The sequence below is a fragment of the Fodinicurvata sediminis DSM 21159 genome (genome assembly GCF_000420625.1).
GTDB classification, from domain to species: domain Bacteria; phylum Pseudomonadota; class Alphaproteobacteria; order Kiloniellales; family DSM-21159; genus Fodinicurvata; species Fodinicurvata sediminis.
Genome location: NZ_ATVH01000011.1, coordinates 219,074 through 238,174 on the forward strand (window position 1 = coordinate 219,074; position 19,101 = coordinate 238,174).

19 protein-coding genes are annotated in these 19,101 nt (G+C 54.8%); 4 read left to right on the forward strand and 15 right to left on the reverse strand.

From position 1 onward, the window contains the following. The 13 genes from G502_RS0102290 to folK all read right to left on the reverse strand — a co-directional run bounded on the left by G502_RS0102290 (window position 1) and on the right by folK (window position 13,013). Window positions 1-1,125: a TRAP transporter substrate-binding protein gene (locus G502_RS0102290; protein WP_022727041.1), complete on the reverse strand. Its 1,125-nt coding sequence runs from the start codon at window positions 1,123-1,125 to the stop codon at window positions 1-3. 53 nt (window positions 1,126-1,178) lie between these two features. After that, window positions 1,179-3,416 carry a DNA topoisomerase IV subunit A gene (gene parC / locus G502_RS0102295; protein ID WP_022727042.1) on the reverse strand — a complete coding sequence of 746 codons (2,238 nt, stop codon included), beginning with the start codon at window positions 3,414-3,416 and terminating at the stop codon, window positions 1,179-1,181. Between the two features lie 65 nt (window positions 3,417-3,481). Further along, a complete protein-coding gene (locus G502_RS0102300; protein WP_022727043.1) occupies window positions 3,482-4,726 on the reverse strand; it encodes an NAD(P)/FAD-dependent oxidoreductase in 1,245 nt (414 codons plus the stop codon). Window positions 4,727-4,775: 49 nt separating this feature from the next. After that, entirely contained in the window at window positions 4,776-5,501 is a 726-nt protein-coding gene (recO, locus tag G502_RS0102305; RefSeq protein WP_245560712.1) for a DNA repair protein RecO, read from the reverse strand. Between the two features lie 62 nt (window positions 5,502-5,563). Further along, the gene (gene era, locus G502_RS0102310; RefSeq protein WP_022727045.1) at window positions 5,564-6,463 is read right to left on the reverse strand and encodes a GTPase Era; all 900 of its coding nucleotides are present in this window, start codon (window positions 6,461-6,463) and stop codon (window positions 5,564-5,566) included. 5 nt (window positions 6,464-6,468) lie between these two features. Then, entirely contained in the window at window positions 6,469-7,140 is a 672-nt protein-coding gene (rnc, locus tag G502_RS0102315; RefSeq protein WP_022727046.1) for a ribonuclease III, read from the reverse strand. 20 nt (window positions 7,141-7,160) lie between these two features. Next, window positions 7,161-7,901 carry a signal peptidase I gene (gene lepB, locus G502_RS0102320; protein WP_026988977.1) on the reverse strand — a complete coding sequence of 247 codons (741 nt, stop codon included), beginning with the start codon at window positions 7,899-7,901 and terminating at the stop codon, window positions 7,161-7,163. A gap of 61 nt (window positions 7,902-7,962) precedes the next feature. Then, a complete protein-coding gene (gene acpS / locus G502_RS0102325) occupies window positions 7,963-8,373 on the reverse strand; it encodes a holo-ACP synthase (RefSeq protein ID WP_022727048.1) in 411 nt (136 codons plus the stop codon). Further along, window positions 8,370-9,158: a pyridoxine 5'-phosphate synthase gene (locus G502_RS0102330; protein WP_022727049.1), complete on the reverse strand. Its 789-nt coding sequence runs from the start codon at window positions 9,156-9,158 to the stop codon at window positions 8,370-8,372. The genes acpS and G502_RS0102330 overlap by 4 nt, the downstream gene beginning before the upstream one ends. Continuing rightward, complete coding sequence (locus G502_RS0102335) at window positions 9,155-9,739, reverse strand: DUF2062 domain-containing protein (RefSeq protein WP_022727050.1); 585 nt, start codon at window positions 9,737-9,739, stop codon at window positions 9,155-9,157. The genes G502_RS0102330 and G502_RS0102335 overlap by 4 nt, the downstream gene beginning before the upstream one ends. A 55-nt stretch (window positions 9,740-9,794) precedes the next feature. After that, a complete protein-coding gene (locus tag G502_RS0102340; RefSeq protein ID WP_026988979.1) occupies window positions 9,795-11,945 on the reverse strand; it encodes a RelA/SpoT family protein in 2,151 nt (716 codons plus the stop codon). 147 nt (window positions 11,946-12,092) lie between these two features. Next, a complete protein-coding gene (gene rpoZ / locus G502_RS18285) occupies window positions 12,093-12,452 on the reverse strand; it encodes a DNA-directed RNA polymerase subunit omega (RefSeq protein WP_022727052.1) in 360 nt (119 codons plus the stop codon). Window positions 12,453-12,512: 60 nt separating this feature from the next. After that, window positions 12,513-13,013: a 2-amino-4-hydroxy-6-hydroxymethyldihydropteridine diphosphokinase gene (folK, locus tag G502_RS0102350; protein ID WP_022727053.1), complete on the reverse strand. Its 501-nt coding sequence runs from the start codon at window positions 13,011-13,013 to the stop codon at window positions 12,513-12,515. Between the two features lie 164 nt (window positions 13,014-13,177). Between folK and G502_RS0102355 the strand changes: the two genes are divergently transcribed. Beyond that, entirely contained in the window at window positions 13,178-13,831 is a 654-nt protein-coding gene (locus G502_RS0102355; protein ID WP_022727054.1) for a LabA-like NYN domain-containing protein, read from the forward strand. Window positions 13,832-13,871: 40 nt separating this feature from the next. Beyond that, complete coding sequence (locus tag G502_RS18290; RefSeq protein ID WP_022727055.1) at window positions 13,872-14,516, forward strand: uracil-DNA glycosylase; 645 nt, start codon at window positions 13,872-13,874, stop codon at window positions 14,514-14,516. A gap of 7 nt (window positions 14,517-14,523) precedes the next feature. Here G502_RS18290 and smpB read toward each other — a convergent pair whose 3' ends face one another. Continuing rightward, on the reverse strand, window positions 14,524-14,988 hold the full coding sequence (gene smpB / locus G502_RS0102365; RefSeq protein ID WP_022727056.1) for an SsrA-binding protein SmpB: 465 nt from the start codon (window positions 14,986-14,988) through the stop codon (window positions 14,524-14,526). Between the two features lie 24 nt (window positions 14,989-15,012). After that, window positions 15,013-15,903, reverse strand: coding sequence for a 4-hydroxy-tetrahydrodipicolinate synthase (dapA, locus tag G502_RS0102370; RefSeq protein WP_040487565.1), 891 nt, complete (start codon window positions 15,901-15,903; stop codon window positions 15,013-15,015). Between the two features lie 193 nt (window positions 15,904-16,096). Between dapA and G502_RS18295 the strand changes: the two genes are divergently transcribed. Together G502_RS18295 and G502_RS0102380 are read left to right on the forward strand one after the other, a co-directional pair. Continuing rightward, window positions 16,097-18,109, forward strand: a complete 2,013-nt coding sequence (locus tag G502_RS18295) for a lytic transglycosylase domain-containing protein (protein ID WP_051151967.1) — start codon at window positions 16,097-16,099, stop codon at window positions 18,107-18,109. Then, window positions 18,106-19,101, forward strand: a complete 996-nt coding sequence (locus G502_RS0102380; RefSeq protein ID WP_022727059.1) for a threonine ammonia-lyase — start codon at window positions 18,106-18,108, stop codon at window positions 19,099-19,101. The genes G502_RS18295 and G502_RS0102380 overlap by 4 nt, the downstream gene beginning before the upstream one ends.

Below are 19,101 nucleotides of genomic sequence, written 5' to 3' on the forward strand. Positions count from 1 at the left end.
TTACTGATCTTCTTGGGCTGAAGGAAAACTGTACTTCAATTGTCGCGCTTGCAGCATTGCCAGATCCGTGTATTTCGACCAGCCATGCAGGCTCTGCCGGAAGCGCAGTATGCTCTGAAAAACTTCGTTACTGAAGGAATCCGCGACCGCAAGGTCATTCATGACTTCTCCCGAAAGATCAGCCAAAGCGGATAACGTCTGATCGCTGAATGCAAAGAGTTCAATTCCCTGCTCTTCGATGATGCGTTTGAGCGCAGTGTGATTGTGGGCCTGGAATTCAGCTTGAGTCTTTTGATGCGAAAGTCTTGCTGCAGTCTGCAACACGGTTCGCTCTGTCGAATTCAGGCGCCCCCACAAATCGAGGCTGATAAAGGCATCGAGTAGAACGGATGGAGATTGCCAGCCAGGGTAACCATAAGACCAGCCGCTTTGAGCCAAGCCAAGGCTGTCATCAGCATAAGGCCCCATCCATGAGACGGCATCAATGACACCGGAGTCGATTGCCTTGGGAATCTCGCTACCGGGAAGCAGCACGACACTTGCACCAGCTGCTTTGCATACCTCGCCCCCCAAACCTGGCATACGGATACGCAGGTCGGATAGGCTGGAAATTTCCGAAACTGAGTGGCTGAACCATCCCGCCATTTGCTGACCCGAAGAACCACACGCCAGGAATTTGCACCCAACATCTCGATAGGCTCGGTCGGCAAGTTCCTGCCCACCACCGAATTGCAACCAGGCATCCATTTCCATGGATGTGAAGCCAAATGGGATCCCAGACAGGAAGTCGGCAGCCGGAAGAGCGCCTTTCCAATAGTAAGGCGCGCTATGCCCCATATCCATTTCACCAGACTGGACATCATTCATGGCATCGAAGGCGGAGCGCTCCGGAGTATCCCAGTAAAGCTCAACGCTAAGTTGTCCTTCCGATAGAAGCGTCACGTACTCTGAAAAGTATAGAGCACCAGCACCCGGCCCTTTTGCTTCTTTCGGCCAAGCCGTCTGCATGCGCAGTTGCTTGCGGTTTCCGGATATCGCCGGACGCGGCAAAGCTGTCATGCTGGCGCCGAGTGCCGCAGCACTGCCGCCAAGCAGGCTATTCTTCAGGAAGACACGGCGTTGCATGTGACTTGTCCTGCTGCTGAGGCCATTCGCTACATTGAAGTCATGCCTGGATATCAGTCAAATCTGTTGGAGCTTGAAAAACCACGTGGAGCTAGGCGGCCCGACTGCCCACGCTTGCCCTGCCATTCCATCAGGTTGTTCTCCGTGCGAACGCGCCCGGGGCCAGCCGCCCAGGTCAATCCATCCACTAGCCGGAAAGTCTTGATATCAGACAGGCCACCATCCTTGTAGCGCTGTAGAATGACGCCGCGGCCACGCGCCATTTCTGGTAACTCGTTGCGCGGGAATATCAAGAGCTTGCGGTTTTCCCCTATGACGGCAACGGAATCATCGCTGTCCATAATTGGACGGCAAACCGAAGCCTCGGCGCCCTTGGCGGGGTTGAGAACCTGTTTTCCGTTCTTGGTCTGGGCCACCACATCATCCTCGGAAACAGCGAAGCCACGGCCATCATCGGATGCCAGCAATATCTGGCCGGATGGGCTGTAAACCTTCAAGGCCACGATATCCTGATCGTTGGGTAAATCGATGCTCAGACGAAGGGGTTCCCCGAAGCCGCGCCCTCCTGGCAGCTTGTCTGCTCCCAGTGTATAGAAACGACCATTGGTTGCGAAAAGCAGGATCTTGTCCGTGGTATAGGCCTTAAGGGCATGTTTCCCACGGTCTCCATCCTTGTAACGTGTCTCTGAAAGGTCGTCGTGATGTCCTTTGAGAGCTCGTATCCAGCCCTTCTCGGAGAGGAGTACGGTGACTGGCTCCTTATCTATCACTGCCTCGAGAGGGATAATCACCGCAGCCGGGGCTTCGCCAATTTCAGTTTGGCGCCGTCCCAATGGTGTGTCGGTCGAGAACTCTTCCTGAAGCTCGTAAATCTGGTTGTCTATGACCTTCCAGCGCTTCTGGCTGTCCTCTAGGAGACGGTTCAATTCGGCCTGTTCTTCAATGAGCCTCTCATGTTCACGCCTGAGTTCCATTTCCTCGAGGCGACGTAACGAGCGCAGCCGCATGTTCAGGATAGCATCGGCCTGCGTATCGCTAAGTTCAAAGGTACGCACCAGCTCCGCTTTGGGGTCATCCTCCTCGCGAATGATGCGAATAACCTCATCGAGATTCAGGAAAGCGATAAGATAGCCGGAGAGAACCTCGAGGCGTCTTGAAATCTGTTCCAGACGATTGCGTGTCCGCCTTAAGAGAACAGTTTCACGATGCGCGAGAAAAGCTTGCAAAACCTCGCGAAGGTTCATGACACGCGGCGTGTTATCTGCATCCAGAACGTTCATGTTGAGCGAGACTCGGGTCTCAAGGTCCGTTTGCCGGAACAGAGATTCCATCAAGACCTGCGGGTCCACATTCCGGCTGCGCGGCTCGAGAACCAGGCGTACGTTCTCATCGGATTCATCGCGAACATCGGCCAACTGAGTGAGTTTTCTGGCCGCCAGAAGATCCGCGATCTTCTCGACCAGCCGTGCTTTCGGCACCTGATAGGGGATTTCCGTGACAACGATCTGATATGTCCCCCCCTTCAAGGACTCCGTCTCCCAGCGAGCACGCAACCGAAAGGAGCCACGTCCCGTGGAATAGCTTTCAAGAATGCTGTCCGGGCTTTCAACAAGAATGCCTCCGGTTGGAAAATCCGGAGCGGGAAGATATTCGACAAGCTTGGCGACTTCGGCGTCAGGGTGCGCAATGAGATGACGAAGAGCGCTGCATATCTCTGAAACATTGTGGGGTGGGATTGCCGTGGCCATACCAACCGCAATGCCTTGTGCGCCATTGGCCAGCAGGTTTGGAAAGGCCGCCGGTAGGACCACTGGTTCCTGGGCTTCACCATCGTAGGTCGGGCGAAAATCAACGGCATCTTCATCGATACCCTCCAGCAGACGCATCGCCACGGACGTCAGTCGCGCTTCCGTGTAACGCATGGCGGCTGCATTATCGCCGTCGATATTGCCGAAGTTGCCCTGCCCATCGACCAGGGGATAGCGCAACGAAAACCCCTGGGCCAGGCGCACCATCGCATCATAGATTGCCTGATCTCCGTGCGGGTGGAATTTACCCATCACATCACCGACGACGCGAGCGGCCTTCTTGTAGCCATGCTCCGGGTCGAGACGCAGAAGTTGCATGGCATGCAACAGGCGTCTGTGAACGGGTTTCAATCCATCCCGGACATCCGGCAAGGACCGCGACATGATCGTCGACAGTGCATAGGAAAGATAACGCTCGGACAGCGCATCCACCAGGCGGACATCGGAAACGTTGGAATTTTCTGTGGACGAGGTAGAAGTCATTGGCCCCTCTTCTTAGCAGGCCACATATGGTAGGCGTGCCTGGTTCAGACGACAAGAAGTGGAAATCAGAATCGCATGCTGCGGTAGGGATAGGGATCGACACATACCGGCTCCCCGCAGATCATCTCGGAAATCATGCGCCCGGTCCGGGCTGCAAGGGTAAGGCCCAAATGTCCATGTCCGAATGCCAGGTAGGCATTCGACGCAGGGGTCGCCGGGCCGATGACAGGAAGCGAATCGGGCATCGATGGCCGAAAACCCATCCAGGAAGAACCATGATTCGTATCAAGTTCCGGGAAAAGTTCCTTGCCTCGGGACGCCAACACCTCTGCGCGCTTCCAGTCAGGTGACGCCTTGAGCCCGCCAAATTCCACTGTGCCCGCAAGGCGTATGCTCTCATCAAGTGGGGTGCAGGCCAACCCTGTCTCCGGCACATAGACGGGACGGGACAAGGTGATTCCTGGCTGCTTGATCGTGTAATGGTATCCACGCTCGGTATCCAGTGGCAGCCTCACACCAGCCTTCCTGACCAGGTCGCGCGACCAGGCACCTGCGGCAATCACGAGTGCATCACATGAATGTTCGTCACTATCTGTTGCGACGGCATAGACAGTCCCCTTGTGGTCCTTGAGAAGGTCTTTCGCCGATTCTTTGAGCAGTGTGCCGCCAGAGGCAAGAAAGTGCTCTGCGAGGCGAACTGTCAGTTTGTGGCTGTCAACGACATGCGCGACGCCCGGATAGTAGTATCCCCCTGCTATATTCCGGGACAAGGCCGGTTCCAGCTCCCTGAGTTCGCTTGTGCTCATCTTCTTGACAGAGACGCCGTTCCGCTTCTGCAGTTCAGTTGCATAGAGGGCGTTCTCAAGTGCGGAATCTGAAAGGTAAGCGCCGATCCAACCTCGTTCCACAAGAAGGTTTTCTGCATCTGCCGCTTTCAGCAAAGGCCGGAAGTCCTCGATGCATCCATCCAGAATCCTGGCCAGGTCATTTGTAATGCGCTCGGCCTCCGTCTTCCGCCCAGCCATCACAAAGCGCCACAGCCAGGGAGCAAGTCGGGGAAGATACGACCAGCGAATGCGCAAGGGGCCCATGGGATCCAATAGCATGCCTGGAACCTTTCGCGTCATTCCAGGCATGGAAATGGGAATGACGGATTCACTCGCCAGTACGCTGGCATTGCCATAAGAGGCCCCTGCCCCCGGCTCGTCACGTTCCATCAAGGTAACGCGAATCCCCTTGCGCTGAAGCTGAAGAGCGCTGCAGACACCGACTATGCCGGCGCCAACCACTATGGCGTGCAACTGAGACATCCGTTTTTTCTTGTCCAGGATAAGCTCGTTAGATGCTTGGCAGGCTAGTTCAAGCGGCTCGTGATGAAAAGTGCTGCGCCAGCCTTGTGCGAATTTCTGGCAGAGGGCGATCACGTGGTGCAAAGACGTTCTTTTCCAGGAAATAACCTGTCATCTCCAGCCCTTCACGTATCTCAGTCGGCCCCCCTTTTCCCCGTCCGGAAAGAAATCCCGGAAGAGGAAGAAGCTTGTGTCGGTACGGCTCTCCAGCCGAGAGCGAGACGGCACGGCCACTACGCGGACTCACGTAGGCAAGATGATCGTTGCTGCCACCTGCTGCACACCGCTCCAGATCCAGGCCAAACCCCAGCTCACTGAGAAGAAGCAGCTCCCATTTGATGTAGACTTCGCCCCAGTAGTCGCCGTCCAGGGCTTCGATCAACGCAAGCGAGCCGTGGAAAATGGCCGTATGCGCCTGACGTTCAGGCAGGGCATAATCGCAGAGGGTCACGGCGGATTGAAGAGCGACCAGGCTTTCCGGATTTTCCATGAGGCGCGCAGCATAGCCACGCTCGAGCTCAAGCGAGAAATGCCCAAGATGATCCGGCAGGCGTGCCCGCCAACTGACTTGGACCAGATTTCCCGCTTGGAGGACGGGGGTCATGCGCCGACCCTGCCCACCAGCCACCAAGCCCGCGTGACGCCCATGCTCTTCACACAGTAAATTCACGACAGCAGCCGTTTCCCCATGCGGTTTGACCGCAAGAACAATACCTCTGTCCTGCCATTCAATCATGATGAAAGAATGGGACAGCAGGGCGGCTTTGAAAAGCGGCAAACACCTGGAACACAGGAAACTCAGATATCGTAATCAAGACCCCAGTCGCGGTATCGGGAAGGGTCGTCCACCCAACGCTCACGCACCTTTACAAAAAGGAACAGGTGAACCTTGGTCTCCAGCAAGGCTTCCAATTCCTGTTGTGCCTGTGCCCTGACCTTGCGAATGGTTGCCCCCTGAGCACCGAGCGCTATGCGTTTCTGGGCATCTCGCTCGACGTAGATGGTCTGTTCAATACGAATATCCCCGTTGTTGAAGACCTCCCAACTCTCGGTTTCAACCGTTAGCGAATAGGGCAGTTCCTCATGCAGGTTCAGGAAAAGCTTTTCGCGCGTCACTTCTGCCGCCATCAATCGGTCGGAAAGATCGGAAAGCTGATCCTCCGGATACAACCAGGGGCCTTCTGGTAGCCTTTCGCAAAGCCAGTCGAGGACATCCGTTACACCATCTCCTTTTTTGGCAGAAATCATGAACGTTTGCTCGAATGCTGCGGCCTCGTTCAGTTTGGCCGCCAGGCCAAGCAACGTTTCACGCCGAACGGAATCGATCTTGTTGAGAACAAGCGCACATGGGGTGCGGCTGTGCTTCAGTCTTTCCAGCACATGCAGGGTTCGTGCATCATCAGGTCCACGATTGGAATCATGCAGGAACAGCACCAAGTCACAGTCCTGAACCGCATCCCAGGCTGCCTGAACCATGGATCGCTCCAGTCGTCTCTTGGGGGAGGAGAATATGCCTGGCGTATCAACAAACACGATCTGACAGTCCCCCTTGAGGGCAACACCGCGAACACGTGTGCGCGTTGTCTGGGCCTTGTGTGTGACGATTGAAACCTTGGCGCCCACGGCCTGATTGATCAAAGTTGATTTTCCAGCATTCGGCGGCCCGACAAGGGCAACCAAGCCACAGTTCTCTGTCATGTCGATTACCCTTCCAGGTGCGACAGCAATTGCTTAGCCGCGGATTGTTCAGCCACGCGCTTCGATCGTCCTTCGCCCTGCCCGGATCCCAACCCCTCGACCTCCACCTCGATGGTGAAGACTGGATCGTGTGCCGGGCCACTGCGGGCAACCTCCCGATAGACCGGCAAGGGGTAACCACGTGCCTGGGCCCATTCCTGCAGACGTGTCTTGTTGTCCTGTGGCGGGCTGATATCGGCCTTCAGAAGGTCTTTCCAGTCACGCTCGATCACGCGCCGGGCGGCCTCCAGGCCTCCATCAAGATAAAGCGCGCCCAAAAGGGCCTCACAGACATCCGCCAGGATGGCAGGATTCTGACGTCCACCGCTGTCCTCTTCCCCGCCTGAAAGAATGACATGTTCTTCCAGATGCCAGTTGGATGCGACCTTGTGAAGGGTCTCCTGCTTGACCAAGGCTGCCAGGCGGCGGGCAAGCATGCCTTCAGGCTCTTTCGGAAAGCGCTGCAACAGCATTTCACAGACAACCAGTGCCAACACTCGGTCCCCCAGAAACTCCAGACGCTCATAGGAACGGTTTTCTCCACGGCTTGAATGCGTCAATGCCTCCTGCAGGAGTTCCGGCTGAGAGAACTCATGTTCGAGAAGGTCCGATATGCGCTTGGCCGAGATCGCGGGCATGCACGGGGGACTCCGGAGTTTCAGTCAATGGCCTGGAAAATGCGATCAAAGCGTATGGCGGAGGGCCATTTCCAGATCTCCCAGAAGCGGGCTGCTCCATTGTTCGAGAAGAAAATGAATTCAGCGCGGCCGACCAGGTTTTCCTCCGGTATGAAACCGACATTCTGCGAGCGGCTGTCCTGGCTGCTGTCGCGGTTGTCACCCATGGCAAAGAAGTGGTCTTCCGGGACAGTAAAGACTGGAGTGTTGTCAAACAGCTCGTCGTCCCCGCGTTCCCAGATTTGATGGGTAACGCCATTGGGCAGTGTTTCGAGATACTCCGAAATTCGTATGGGATAGCCACCGCTTCGTACCATACCTTCTCCAAGCTTCTCGCGTTCAACAGGATCTCCGTTGATCTGCAGCACCCCCTCCTCAACTTGTATCCTGTCACCAGGCAAGCCGATGATCCGTTTGATGTAATCGGTACTGTTGTCTGAGGGCAGCTTGAAGACAGCGACATCCCCCCGTTCGGGTTGACTGGCAAATACCCTTCCATCAATCGGGGCCAGGCTCATCGGAAAAGAATGACGACTGTAGCCGTAGGAAAACTTGGAGACGAAAAGATAGTCTCCGACCATCAGTGTGGGCAGCATCGACCCGGACGGTATGGAGAAGGGTTCATAGGCAAAGGTCCGCAATACAAGTGCGATGAGAATGGCATAAAGAACGGTTCTTAGCGTTTCGCCAATTCCCCCGCTTTCACTTTTCTTTTTTGTCATGGTCGAATTCATCCTTGGCCCACCCACCTAGAAATCTTGTTAACAACGCGAGGGTATAGCGCTAGTCATCCTCTGTGGGAACTGCGGAGATAATTACCAAGGCCTGGGCCCACGGATAATCATCGGTGATCGTGATATGAATCTGTGGAGTCATACCCGGGGGTGTCATGTCAATCAGGCGCTTTTCTGCACCGCCTTTCAAATCCAGTGTGGGTCTGCCACTGGGCTCGTTCACCACACCAATGTGCTGCCAATGGACACCTTTCCGGGGAACACCAGTTCCCAGCGCTTTCGCGGCAGCTTCTTTGGCGGCGAATCTTTTTGCATAGCTGGCGGCCCGCTCAGCTCTGCGGTCAGATTTCCTGCGTTCTGTTTCCGTAAAGACGCGCTGGGTGAATCGTTCTTCGAAACGGGCCAGAGTTTTTTCCAGCCGCCTTATATCCAGTAGATCGTTTCCTATGCCAAGGATCAAGATCCTCCTCCCGCCAGCACAATATGTCTGCCCTCTTCCAATGCGACATGCATTTTTTGCACGACGCTTGGCAAGCCATCGAAAACTGACTGACCAATAAGGAAATGACCAATATTGAATTCAACAAAGGGCACAATCCCGGCAACAGCCTTTGCTGTATCGAAATTCAGACCATGACCGGCATGACATTCGAGTCCAAGGCCTGCTGCCAAGTCTGCCGAAGTCCTCAAGCGTTCAAATTCCCGTTTAGAAGCAGTGCTCTCAAATCCTTCTGAAAAGACAGCCTCGCAGTAAGCCCCCGTGTGCAGTTCGACAACCGGTGCCTTCACTTCCGCTGCCGCCTTCACCTGCAACGCTTCCGGATCAATGAAGAGGGACACACGGATACCCGCTTGCGAGAGCGTGGAGATATAGTCCTTCAACTGTAATATCTGGGAGGCGACATCCAAACCGCCTTCGGTGGTCACCTCTTCGCGCTTTTCCGGTACAAGGCAGCAGGCGTGTGGCGAAACCTCCAAGGCGATTTCGAGCATTTCACGAGTGGCTGCCATCTCGAAATTCAAAGGCAATTGAATTTCTTCACTGAGCCGCGTGATGTCTCGATCGCGGATATGCCGGCGGTCCTCCCGCAGATGGGCAGTGATTCCATCAGCGCCAGACTTCTCGACAACCCGGGCCGCATCCACGGGATCCGGGTGAAGACCGCCACGCGCATTCCTGAGTGTCGCCACATGATCGATGTTAACCCCAAGCCTGGGCTTTCCCGAAGCCTTGACCGAATTCATTGGGATTTTTCCTTCTTGCTGGTTGCCATCTTGCTGGCTTCTGCTTTGGCCAGGCCTCTCTCCAAGCGTTTGCGTCTCGCCTTCTGGTAGCCTGAGACAAGTCTGCGAACAAACCAGAAACAAAAAAACCAGATAAAAAGGGCTGTGGGAAGGCTTCCGACCATCATTGGAAGCAGGACCTGGCTTGGATGGTCAAAGATGTAGTTCATCGAGATATGCTGTGGGAGCGTCTCGATCATGTCAGCCTCTCCCAGAAGCCAACGACCAAGTGAGAAGGTCCAGGCCCAAATGATGGGAAAAGTCCAGGGGTTTCCGACAACTGTTCCGATCGCTGAAGCCAGCAGGTTTCCCCGGAGGATGAGTGCGATAAGGCCGCCCCCCAGGAAGTGCAGGCCCAATAGCGGGGTGAATGAAATCGCTGCACCCGATGCAAAGCCCGCGGCAATGCTGTAGGGCGTCGAAGGAATGCGCCCCAACCTGTGCCCTACATAGCGCGCAGAACGTTTCCAACTGCGTCGCGGCCAGATGGCGCTGCGCAGTCGCTGCAGTAATGGCATTGGAGAACGAGGACGGAAGAGCATTAGAGATTTACATGATAACGACGAAACAATTGGCTTCGGTCTATTTCACGGTGGCCTATCCGCGCGCCCGCTCGACGGAGGAAATGGCGGGCATTGTTCTAAGAGCGGCAATTATGTTCGTCAGATGTTTTACATCGCTGACCTCAAGATCAATCAACATCTCAAAGAAATCGGTGGAGCGACTTACAATCTTCAGATTCGTGATATTTCCCTTGCTCTTACCGATAACGGTCGAAAGCGAACCCAACGCTCCTGGCTCATTTGCCACAATAAGATGCAATCTTCCTGTGAAGCCCTCCTCGCTGGAATCATACTCCCAGCTGATATCCACCCACCGTTCCGGGCTGTCGTGGAAAGCTTGCAGGGTCTCACAGTCAATCGTGTGAACGGTCACACCTTTGCCGGTGGTAACGATTCCAACGATCCGATCTCCGGGCAGCGGATGGCAACAGTGGGCAAAATGAACCGCCATACCCGGAATCAACCCCTTGATCGGGATAGAGTGATCACCGGATTTTCCGCGACGCGCCCGGTTGATCGGAACGACCTTGTTGGGTTTTTCTTCTTCTTTCGCTCCGGGGAAGACCGAGACCAGTACTTCGCGTGCCGTGATATTTCCCTGGCCGACGGCCGCATAGACATCGGCGACCTGGTCGGCCTTGAGTTTCTTCAGGACGCCTGCCACCCCTTTTTCCGTCAGGGTATAGCCTTCCTGGCGGAAGGTACGGTCCAGTAATTCCTTGCCAAGGTTAATAAACTGCTGGCGCTGTTCCTGGCGTATGAAACGCCGAATCGCAGCCTTAGCCTTTCCGGTGACGACAAAGCTCTCCCAATCCGGTGAAGGACTCTGGGCTTTGGATGTAACGATATCCACCTGGTCGCCATTCTCCAGGATTGTGCGGAGTGGAACCATCCGGCCGTTGACGTGTGCCCCAACACAGCTGTTGCCAACCTCCGAATGCACGGCATAGGCAAAATCAATGGGTGTTGCGCCCTTCGGCAAGGCAATCAGATCTCCCTTGGGCGTAAAGCAGAAAACCTGATCCTGATACATTTCGAGCTTGGTATGCTCGAGAAATTCTTCCGGATTGGAAGCGTGCTCCAGAATATCCAGCAGTTCGCGGATCCATCGGAACTTGCGTCCTTCCATCGGCAGTTCCGGGGCATCGGGGGCTTGTTTGTAACGCCAGTGCGCAGCCACACCAAATTCGGCCACATCATTCATGGCCTGCGTGCGAATCTGGACTTCAATGCGTTGGCGCAAGGGACCGATCAATGAAGTATGAAGCGATTGATAGCCGTTTGGCTTCGGGGTGGAAATATAATCCTTAAAACGCCCAGGTACGACCGGATAGCGCCCATGTAACGCACCGAGGGCTTGATAGCACTCGCCAACAGATTGAACGACGATGCGAAATGCCACGATATCGGCCAGTTGCTCGAAGCCGACATTTCGATGCTGCATCTTTCGCCAGATTGAATAAGGCGCCTTCACGCGCCCGAAAACCCCGGCATCAAGGCTCTCATCCTTCAGGACTTGAACCAACTCCTCTACAACCTTGTCCGTTACGTCATCATCCGAGCTTTTCAGGTATTCAAGCCGGGCGATGATGGAGTTTCGTGCATCGGGGTTTAGCTCCGAAAACGCCAGATCATCCAACTCGTCCTTGAAGCGCTGAAGGCCTATTCGCTCTGCAAGGGGCGCATAGATATCCATTGTTTCCCAAGCAATGCGCCGCCGCTTCTCTTCGGATTTGATGAAGTGCAGGGTCCGCATGTTGTGGAGACGGTCTGCCAATTTCACCAGCAGAACCCGGATGTCCTCGGACATGGCCAGGACAAGTTTTCTGAAGTTTTCCGCGTGCTTGCTTTTTTCGGACTGCAACTCCAGCAGGCTGAGTTTCGTCACCCCGTCAACAAGCTTGGCAATCTCTTCGCCGAAAAGCGATTCTATATCTTCAAGGCTGCCGTCAGTGTCTTCGACAACATCATGAAGCAGTGCCGTAATGATGGAATCACAGTCGAGCTTCAGCTCGGTGAGAATGCCTGCAACTTCGATGGGATGGGAAAAATAAGGATCGCCTGAGGCACGCTTCTGGGACCCATGCATTTTTGTCGCGTAGACATAGGCCCGATTCAGCCGGTCCTCGTCCACGCCGGGATCATAGGACTTAACCCTCTCCACAAGCTCAAACTGCCGCAGCATTCCGTTCACGTATCCCATCAATATATCTGCATGCAATATAGCACGTAAGCGCGTGGACGCTATTGGCAAGCGCCCTGCTCAGCGGCCATTGCATGCAGGATTTAGGAGAGAACAGTCTGTTGCGTAAGGACACCGTCCGGAAGAGGATTACTCGCCCTCTTCCTCGGTTTCCATGTCTGGTGACGAGGATTTCGGCAAAACCGTCTCCGCTTCAGCCGATTGGAGGCTGGCCGTCAGCATGTCGGTTTCATTCATGTCTTCTTCTTCCGGCTCGTCAGCTTCCACATGATGCTGCAGGCCAGAGACCAGAGAATTCCTCAACTCATCCGGATCAACCGTTCCATCGGCAATTTCGCGGAGAGAAACGACTGGGTTCTTGTCGTTGTCACGTTCCACTGTCAACTGGGCACCAGAAGAAATTTCCCGCGCTCTCTGCGCTGACAGCATTACAAGCTCAAACCGGTTGGGAACCTTGAGGACACAATCCTCAACGGTGACGCGTGCCATATTGCTAACTCCGGATACAGTTTTCTCATATTTGCAGTGACTATAGAAGTCAGGCCGGTGTCATGCAAGGACACGTATCCCCTGCCCTTCAGGCAACCGGGAAATAAGTTCGTCAATGCCCTCACCGTCTTCTGGGTGTCGCCAGTGAGGTGCAACATCCCTCAAAGGATAAAGCACGAAGGCCCGTTCCCCCATGCGCGCATGGGGCAACACGGGAATCTGGCCCTTTCCGCTCACTCTGCCATTGAAATCAATGATATCCAGGTCAAGAAGGCGGGCTTCGTTCCGTCGTTCCCGCGTTCTGCCAAACAGGGCTTCTATCTTATGCAGCTCTTTCAATAGATCCTGGGGAGACAGATCAAACTCCGGTGACAACTCGACAACGGCATTTATGAAATTCGGTTGGTCAGATGCGGGAACAGGCGTCGTCTCGAACCAGCGTGAACGCCGGATGGGGCGCAACCCTGCCTGTTTAAGCGCATCAACCGCTGCTTCGCAAACCTGCAGCGGACTTCCGTAGTCCGGATGGGGAAGATTTGATCCGAGGGCTACCAGGATCACGGTCGAGGCCTTTATCAGTTCAAAGGGAGTGTTGCGCTCGTCACGAACGCATGTCAGTTTGCATGAATTATCCGTGCTTTCTCATAGATTTATTGACCGTGAAAGCCAATTTCGAATGATACCGCGACATTCCTGTCATTTGTTTCCAGAAAAGGTTAATTTGAATGAATTTCTATCCAGAAGAGAAAATCGCATTGTTTATTGATGGATCCAATCTTTATTCAACTGCACGTTCTCTGAATTTCGACATAGACTACAAGAAGCTATATCAAGTTTTTGCAGATGAAGCCCGACTGGTCAGAGCTTTCTATTACACGGCTCTTGTCGAAGATCAGGAGTATTCACCGCTACGCCCGCTAATCGACTGGCTGGATTATAATGGATACACCATGGTAACCAAGCCGGCAAAAGAATACACCGATGGAAATGGGCGCCGGAAGGTCAAGGGGAACATGGATATCGAGCTGGCTGTCGACATGATGGAACTGTCCGACAAGATCGACCATGCCGTTCTCTTCTCCGGAGACGGCGACTTCCGCTCCTTGATCGGTGCGGTGCAAAGACGCGGAGTCAGAGTCACCGTTATCTCTTCAATTCGTGTGCAACCCTCGATGATTGCAGACGAGTTGCGGCGCCAGGCAGATCACTTCGTTGATATCAGCAGTCTCAAGAACCGCATTGCAAGGAGCGGACCCCCTGTCGAGAAAACCAGGCGACAGGAAGAACCCGGTGACGACGTCTATGAAGATGAAGATGACTTGGACGCCGAATTTCTCAATGACGAGGATGCATATGAAGAAGAGTATGCCTCGGACTGACCCTTGATCTGCTTTCCGAAAGTAGAGAGCAAGCCAAAGAATGAAGGCGCAACAGCCCCCCACTGACTGCAGTCTCTGTCCCCGCCTGGTTGATTTCAGGAATGAGAATAGACGCCAGTATCCCGACTATCACAACGCTCCCGTTGCTGCGTTCGGGCCAGACAGTGCCCAAATGCTGATATTGGGCCTGGCTCCAGGCCTCAAGGGTGCCAATTGTACAGGACGTCCATTCACAGGCGATTACGCCGGAGATCTGCTCTATGCAACCTTGAAGAAGTTCAATCTTGCAGAGGGTGACTACGGAAAGCGGCCGGATGATGGGCTTACACTCCGGAAGTGTCGCATCGTGAACGCTGTTCGCTGTGTGCCACCTGCCAACAAGCCAACGCCGGAAGAAATACGCACGTGTAATGGCTTTCTGGCAAGCGAACTCGAATCACTAAGACAGCTTAGGGTCGTCGTCGCACTTGGGCGTGTTGCACATGATGCTCTCTTGATGGCCTGTGGATTGAAACGTAGCCATTTTAGGTTCGGGCATGCGCTAATCCATGACCTCCCGAACGGCTTGCAACTCGTCGACAGCTATCACTGCTCACGCTACAACACCAACACTGGTCGTCTGACGGAAACCATGTTCCATGATGTCTTTGCGAAGGCTCAGAACAGGCTTTCGGAAAAGGCTTGAGAACTGATCAGCCCTTTTCGCGCAGCAGGCGCGCTTTCTGCCGTTGCCAGTCACGCTTTTTGACGTCTTCCCGCTTGTCCTGTTTCCGTTTGCCCTTGGCCACACCTAATGCCAGCTTCGCGAGGCCACGCTCATTGAAATAAATGGATAGTGGCACAAGGGTATAGCCATCACGCCGCACTTTTCCGAACAGGCGATCCCGCTCCCTTCTGTGTACCAGAAGCTTCCGAGGCCGTTTGGGCTCATGCCCGAAGCGATTGGCCGGCCCGTATTCCGAGAAATGTGAGTTGATGAGATACAGCTCACCATTTTCTTCACTGGCATAGGCTTCATTGATGGAAGCACGGCCATGGCGCAGCGACTTCACCTCTGATCCAGTGAGGACCAGGCCAGCCTCCACCTTCTCCTCAATGAAGAAGTCATGGGTCGCCCGACGATTATGGGCGACAACGCGCTGCGGTTGCTTGCTCATGAAGGAAACTTCAAATGTGCTGAATTAATCGATCAGTCCGGCAGCCAACATGGCTTCCCGGACGAGGGCCTGCGTATGTTCGGTTACCGGAATCATGGGCAGACGAAGCTCATTTTCAAGTTTGCCCAACAGGGAGAGCGCGTACTTGACTGGTTGCGGACTTGGCTCGGCAAACAGGGCCGCATGCAATGGCATCAATCGATCGTTGATCTCTTCGGCGCGCTTGCGGTCACCGCTATGCCAGGCTTCCTGAAAGTCAGCACACAAAGATGGCGCCACATTTGCGGTTACGGATATACAGCCGTGCCCTCCTTGAGCCATGAAAGGCAGGATCGTCCCGTCCTCTCCCGACAGCTGTGTGAATCCCTTCTTGATGGCCAGGCGTGTTACAGCTGGACGCGCCAAATCGTTGCTCGCATCCTTCACACCAACAATTCTTGGGCAATCCTCGGCCAGTCGAGCCATGGTCTCGACAGTCATGTCCACAATCGAACGACCGGGTATGTTGTAAATCAGGATCGGCAAGCTGGAGGAATCATGGACAGCCTTGAAATGCTGATACATTCCTTCCTGATGCGGCTTGTTGTAGTAAGGCGTAACCACAAGAGCCGAATCAGCTCCTGCAGCTTCCGCATGCTGGGTGAAATCGATCGCCTCTGCCGTTGAGTTTGACCCCGCTCCCGCAATAACGGGGACGCGTCCTGCAGCGGCCTCGATGCACTTTTCCACCACCCGTTTGTGTTCGTCGTGTGTTAGGGTCGGTGATTCTCCGGTGGTTCCACAGGGCACAAGTGCACTCGATCCCTGCTCGATCTGCCAATTCACAAGGTCTGCAAAACGATCAAAATCAACAGCCCCATTACGAAAGGGCGTCACAAGTGCGGGCATGGAGCCCTTGTAGATTGGGTGGGTCATGAAAATGCTCACTTAACAGGCTGATCCGCCCCAATTCCGGGCGTTTTGAATTCGGGAGGACGATAGCGCTGCGACCGGGTTGCCGCAAGGTCACTGACCCTGGCCGCAACGTCTCATTCTTGTTTCATTTGTGCCCCTGAAGGGCTGTGCTAAATTGCTTTTCCGAAGTAATGCACCGAAGGAGTTTCGGTCGATGCGCCTGTTGACGTCTTCCCTTTCTTGCCTATCCATCTTTCTCCTCTCCTCGTTCATGGTATTATCTGCATCCGCTGCGGAGCTGAATTCGCGTGACAAGGAAAAGCTTTCAAGCGCCTTGGAACGTATCGACCAGGGTAAACCGGCAGAAACACGTTACATAGCGGCCGGACTTGATAATCCTCTCGCCGCCAAGCTGCTCCAGTGGTATCGGCTTCTGCGTTATGGTGATCGGCAGGACTTTGCTGAGATCAGTGCGTTTCTTGAAGATAACCCGAACTGGCCAGGGCAGATAACTCTCCGCCGCGCAGCAGAGAAAGTCATGCCCGAGGGCATGCCGCCCCAGGCTAGAGCAAACTGGTTCCAGCAATATCCTCCCCTCTCGGGGCAGGCCGCATTGGCCTACGCACGGGCCATCGCCTTCACAGCCTCTGCAGAACGACTGGAAGAAGTCGTGCGCCGCCTTTGGAGAGAGACGGATTTTTCACACAGCGACGAAGAGGCATTCTACCAGGAATTTGCGTCGCATCTGACGCGCTCGGATCATATTGCACGCGTTGAACGCCAAACGCGGGATGGACAGGAACAGCCAGCGCTGCGCACGGCGGCGCGTCTTGGCCCTGGATATCAACAACTGGTTACAGCACAGATCAGATTGGCGCGTCAGCAAGCAGGTGTGGATGACGCCATTCGTGCCGTTCCCAATAATTTGCAAGACCACGATGGATTGCTGTACGAACGCGCCCGCTGGCGGATGCGGAAGAATCGCATCTATGAAGCCCTTCCTCTTTTACAGGATCATGATGCAAGTCAGGGCACAGCCTCCAGCGAGCGCTGGTGGCCGTTGAAGCATTGGGCTGCAAGGGACTTGCTGGAGGACGGCCACGCACGTGAAGCTTATGAACTCGCAAGTTCTCACGGTCTGCACTCCGGCCTCGGATTTGCCGAAGGTGAGTTCCTGGCCGGTTGGATCGCGCTGCGCTTCTTGAATAGGCCGGCAGATGCATATCGCCATTTCGAGCGGTTGCACGAAGGTGTAACCACTGAAATAAGCCGTTCCAGGGGTGCTTATTGGGCAGGTAGGGCTGCCAACGCTCTTGGAAACGAACAGCTCGCCCATAAGTGGTTTTCTAACGCAGCTCAATTGGACAACAACTACTATGGGCAGCTTGCTGTTGCCGAGACAGGCTTGTCACGCGGAACCCAGGGGGGGATGCCGGCAGTTTCTTCAGAACAGCGCGGTTCCTTCCGGCAAGGTGAATTGCAACGTGCCATAGAAATTCTTGATGGGGTCGAACGTGACGATCTGGCCGATTATTTCTTTTCTTCACTTCTGCGGAATGCTGAGACGGCAAGCGATTACAGGTTGGTAGCCGATCTAGGAATGAACCGGGGTCGTGTGGATCAAGCCGTCAGAACAGCAAGGCGTGCCGCCTACAACGGAATCATGATGCCGGACTATCTTTATCCGGTCCCAGCCTGGATCGATGAGAACGACCCGCTGGCGCCAATCCTTCTTGCGCTCATGCGGCAGGAGAGCAACTTCGATATTTCAGCAGTCAGCCATGCGGGTGCCAGGGGTGTAATGCAGGTCATGCCTGGCACAGCTCAGCAGGTCGCCGACAAGATGAACATTGCTTACCAAGCTTCCCGCCTGACCACCGACCCGCGCTACAACATGCGGCTTGGGCGGAATTATCTGGAGGAAATGCTGGAACGCTATCGCGGCTATCTGCCTTTGGTCCTCGCTGCCTACAATGCCGGACCGCACCGGGCAAATGACTGGATTGAACGTTTCGGCGATCCGCGTCATCCGAATATAGATGCCGTTGATTGGGTCGAACAGATATCCTTCAAGGAAACGCGAAATTACGTTCAGCGTGTTTCCGAGGCAGTGGTCGTCTATCGACGCAAGCTCCAAGAACAAGGCAACCTTTACGACGGTTTGCCACATCCCGCCCAAGCAACACGAAACTTCGATGATGTTGCCAACAATGAGGCCACCCAATGAATTTTCCGGGTAATACACAGGTGCCGTCCTTTGCCGATATCGAAGCGGCCAGCCAACGCATCGCCCCCCGGGCTGTCAGGACACCATTGCTTGAGAATGCCTACCTGAATGAAGCCGTGAATGGACGTGTTTTACTGAAAGCCGAAACCTTGCAGCGCACTGGCTCCTTCAAGTTCAGAGGTGCATTCAACAGGCTGTCACTGCTCGATGATTCGCAAAAGGCCAAGGGCGTTGTCGCCTACTCTTCCGGCAACCATGCGCAAGGTGTGGCTGCAGCTGCGAAGATCCTGGGCATAGAATGCACGATCATCATGCCCAACGACGCGCCTTCGCTGAAAATAGCAAACACGCGCAACTATGGTGCCGAAGTCGTCCTCTACGACCGGAAAACTGAAAGCCGTGAGGCAATCGCAAGCAAATTTCTGGATGATCGCGGCGCAACCTTGATACGTCCCTTCGACGACCCGCAGATCATAGCTGGTCAGGGAACATGTGGTCTCGAGATCTTCGAGGAGGCCAATGAGCGGGATATGGCCATCAATGCTGTTCTTGTGTGTTGTGGTGGCGGTGGCCTGACAGCTGGAATCGCACTTGCCGCTCGCGAAATGTCTCCTGCCAGTCAAATCTATGCCGTCGAGCCAAAGGGATTTGAGGATACTGCACGCTCACTGGCTGCCGGAAAGCGCCTGGAAAATGCTCCTGATGCAGCATCCATCTGTGACGCCCTGCTGACGCCAAGTCCCGGAGAGCTCACTTTTCAGATCAATCAGCAGCTTCTGTCAGGCGCGCTTGCTGTCAGTGACGAACAGGTTCGCGAAGCCATGGCGTTTGCAATGCGAAACCTGAAGCTGGTTGTGGAACCCGGTGGCGCAGTTTGCCTGGCTGCCCTGCTCGCTGGCCAATTTGATGCAGCGGACAAGACCGTTGCCATCACATTGTCAGGAGGCAATGCCGATCCGGCTTTCCTCGCGGACGTCATGACAGCCACGTAA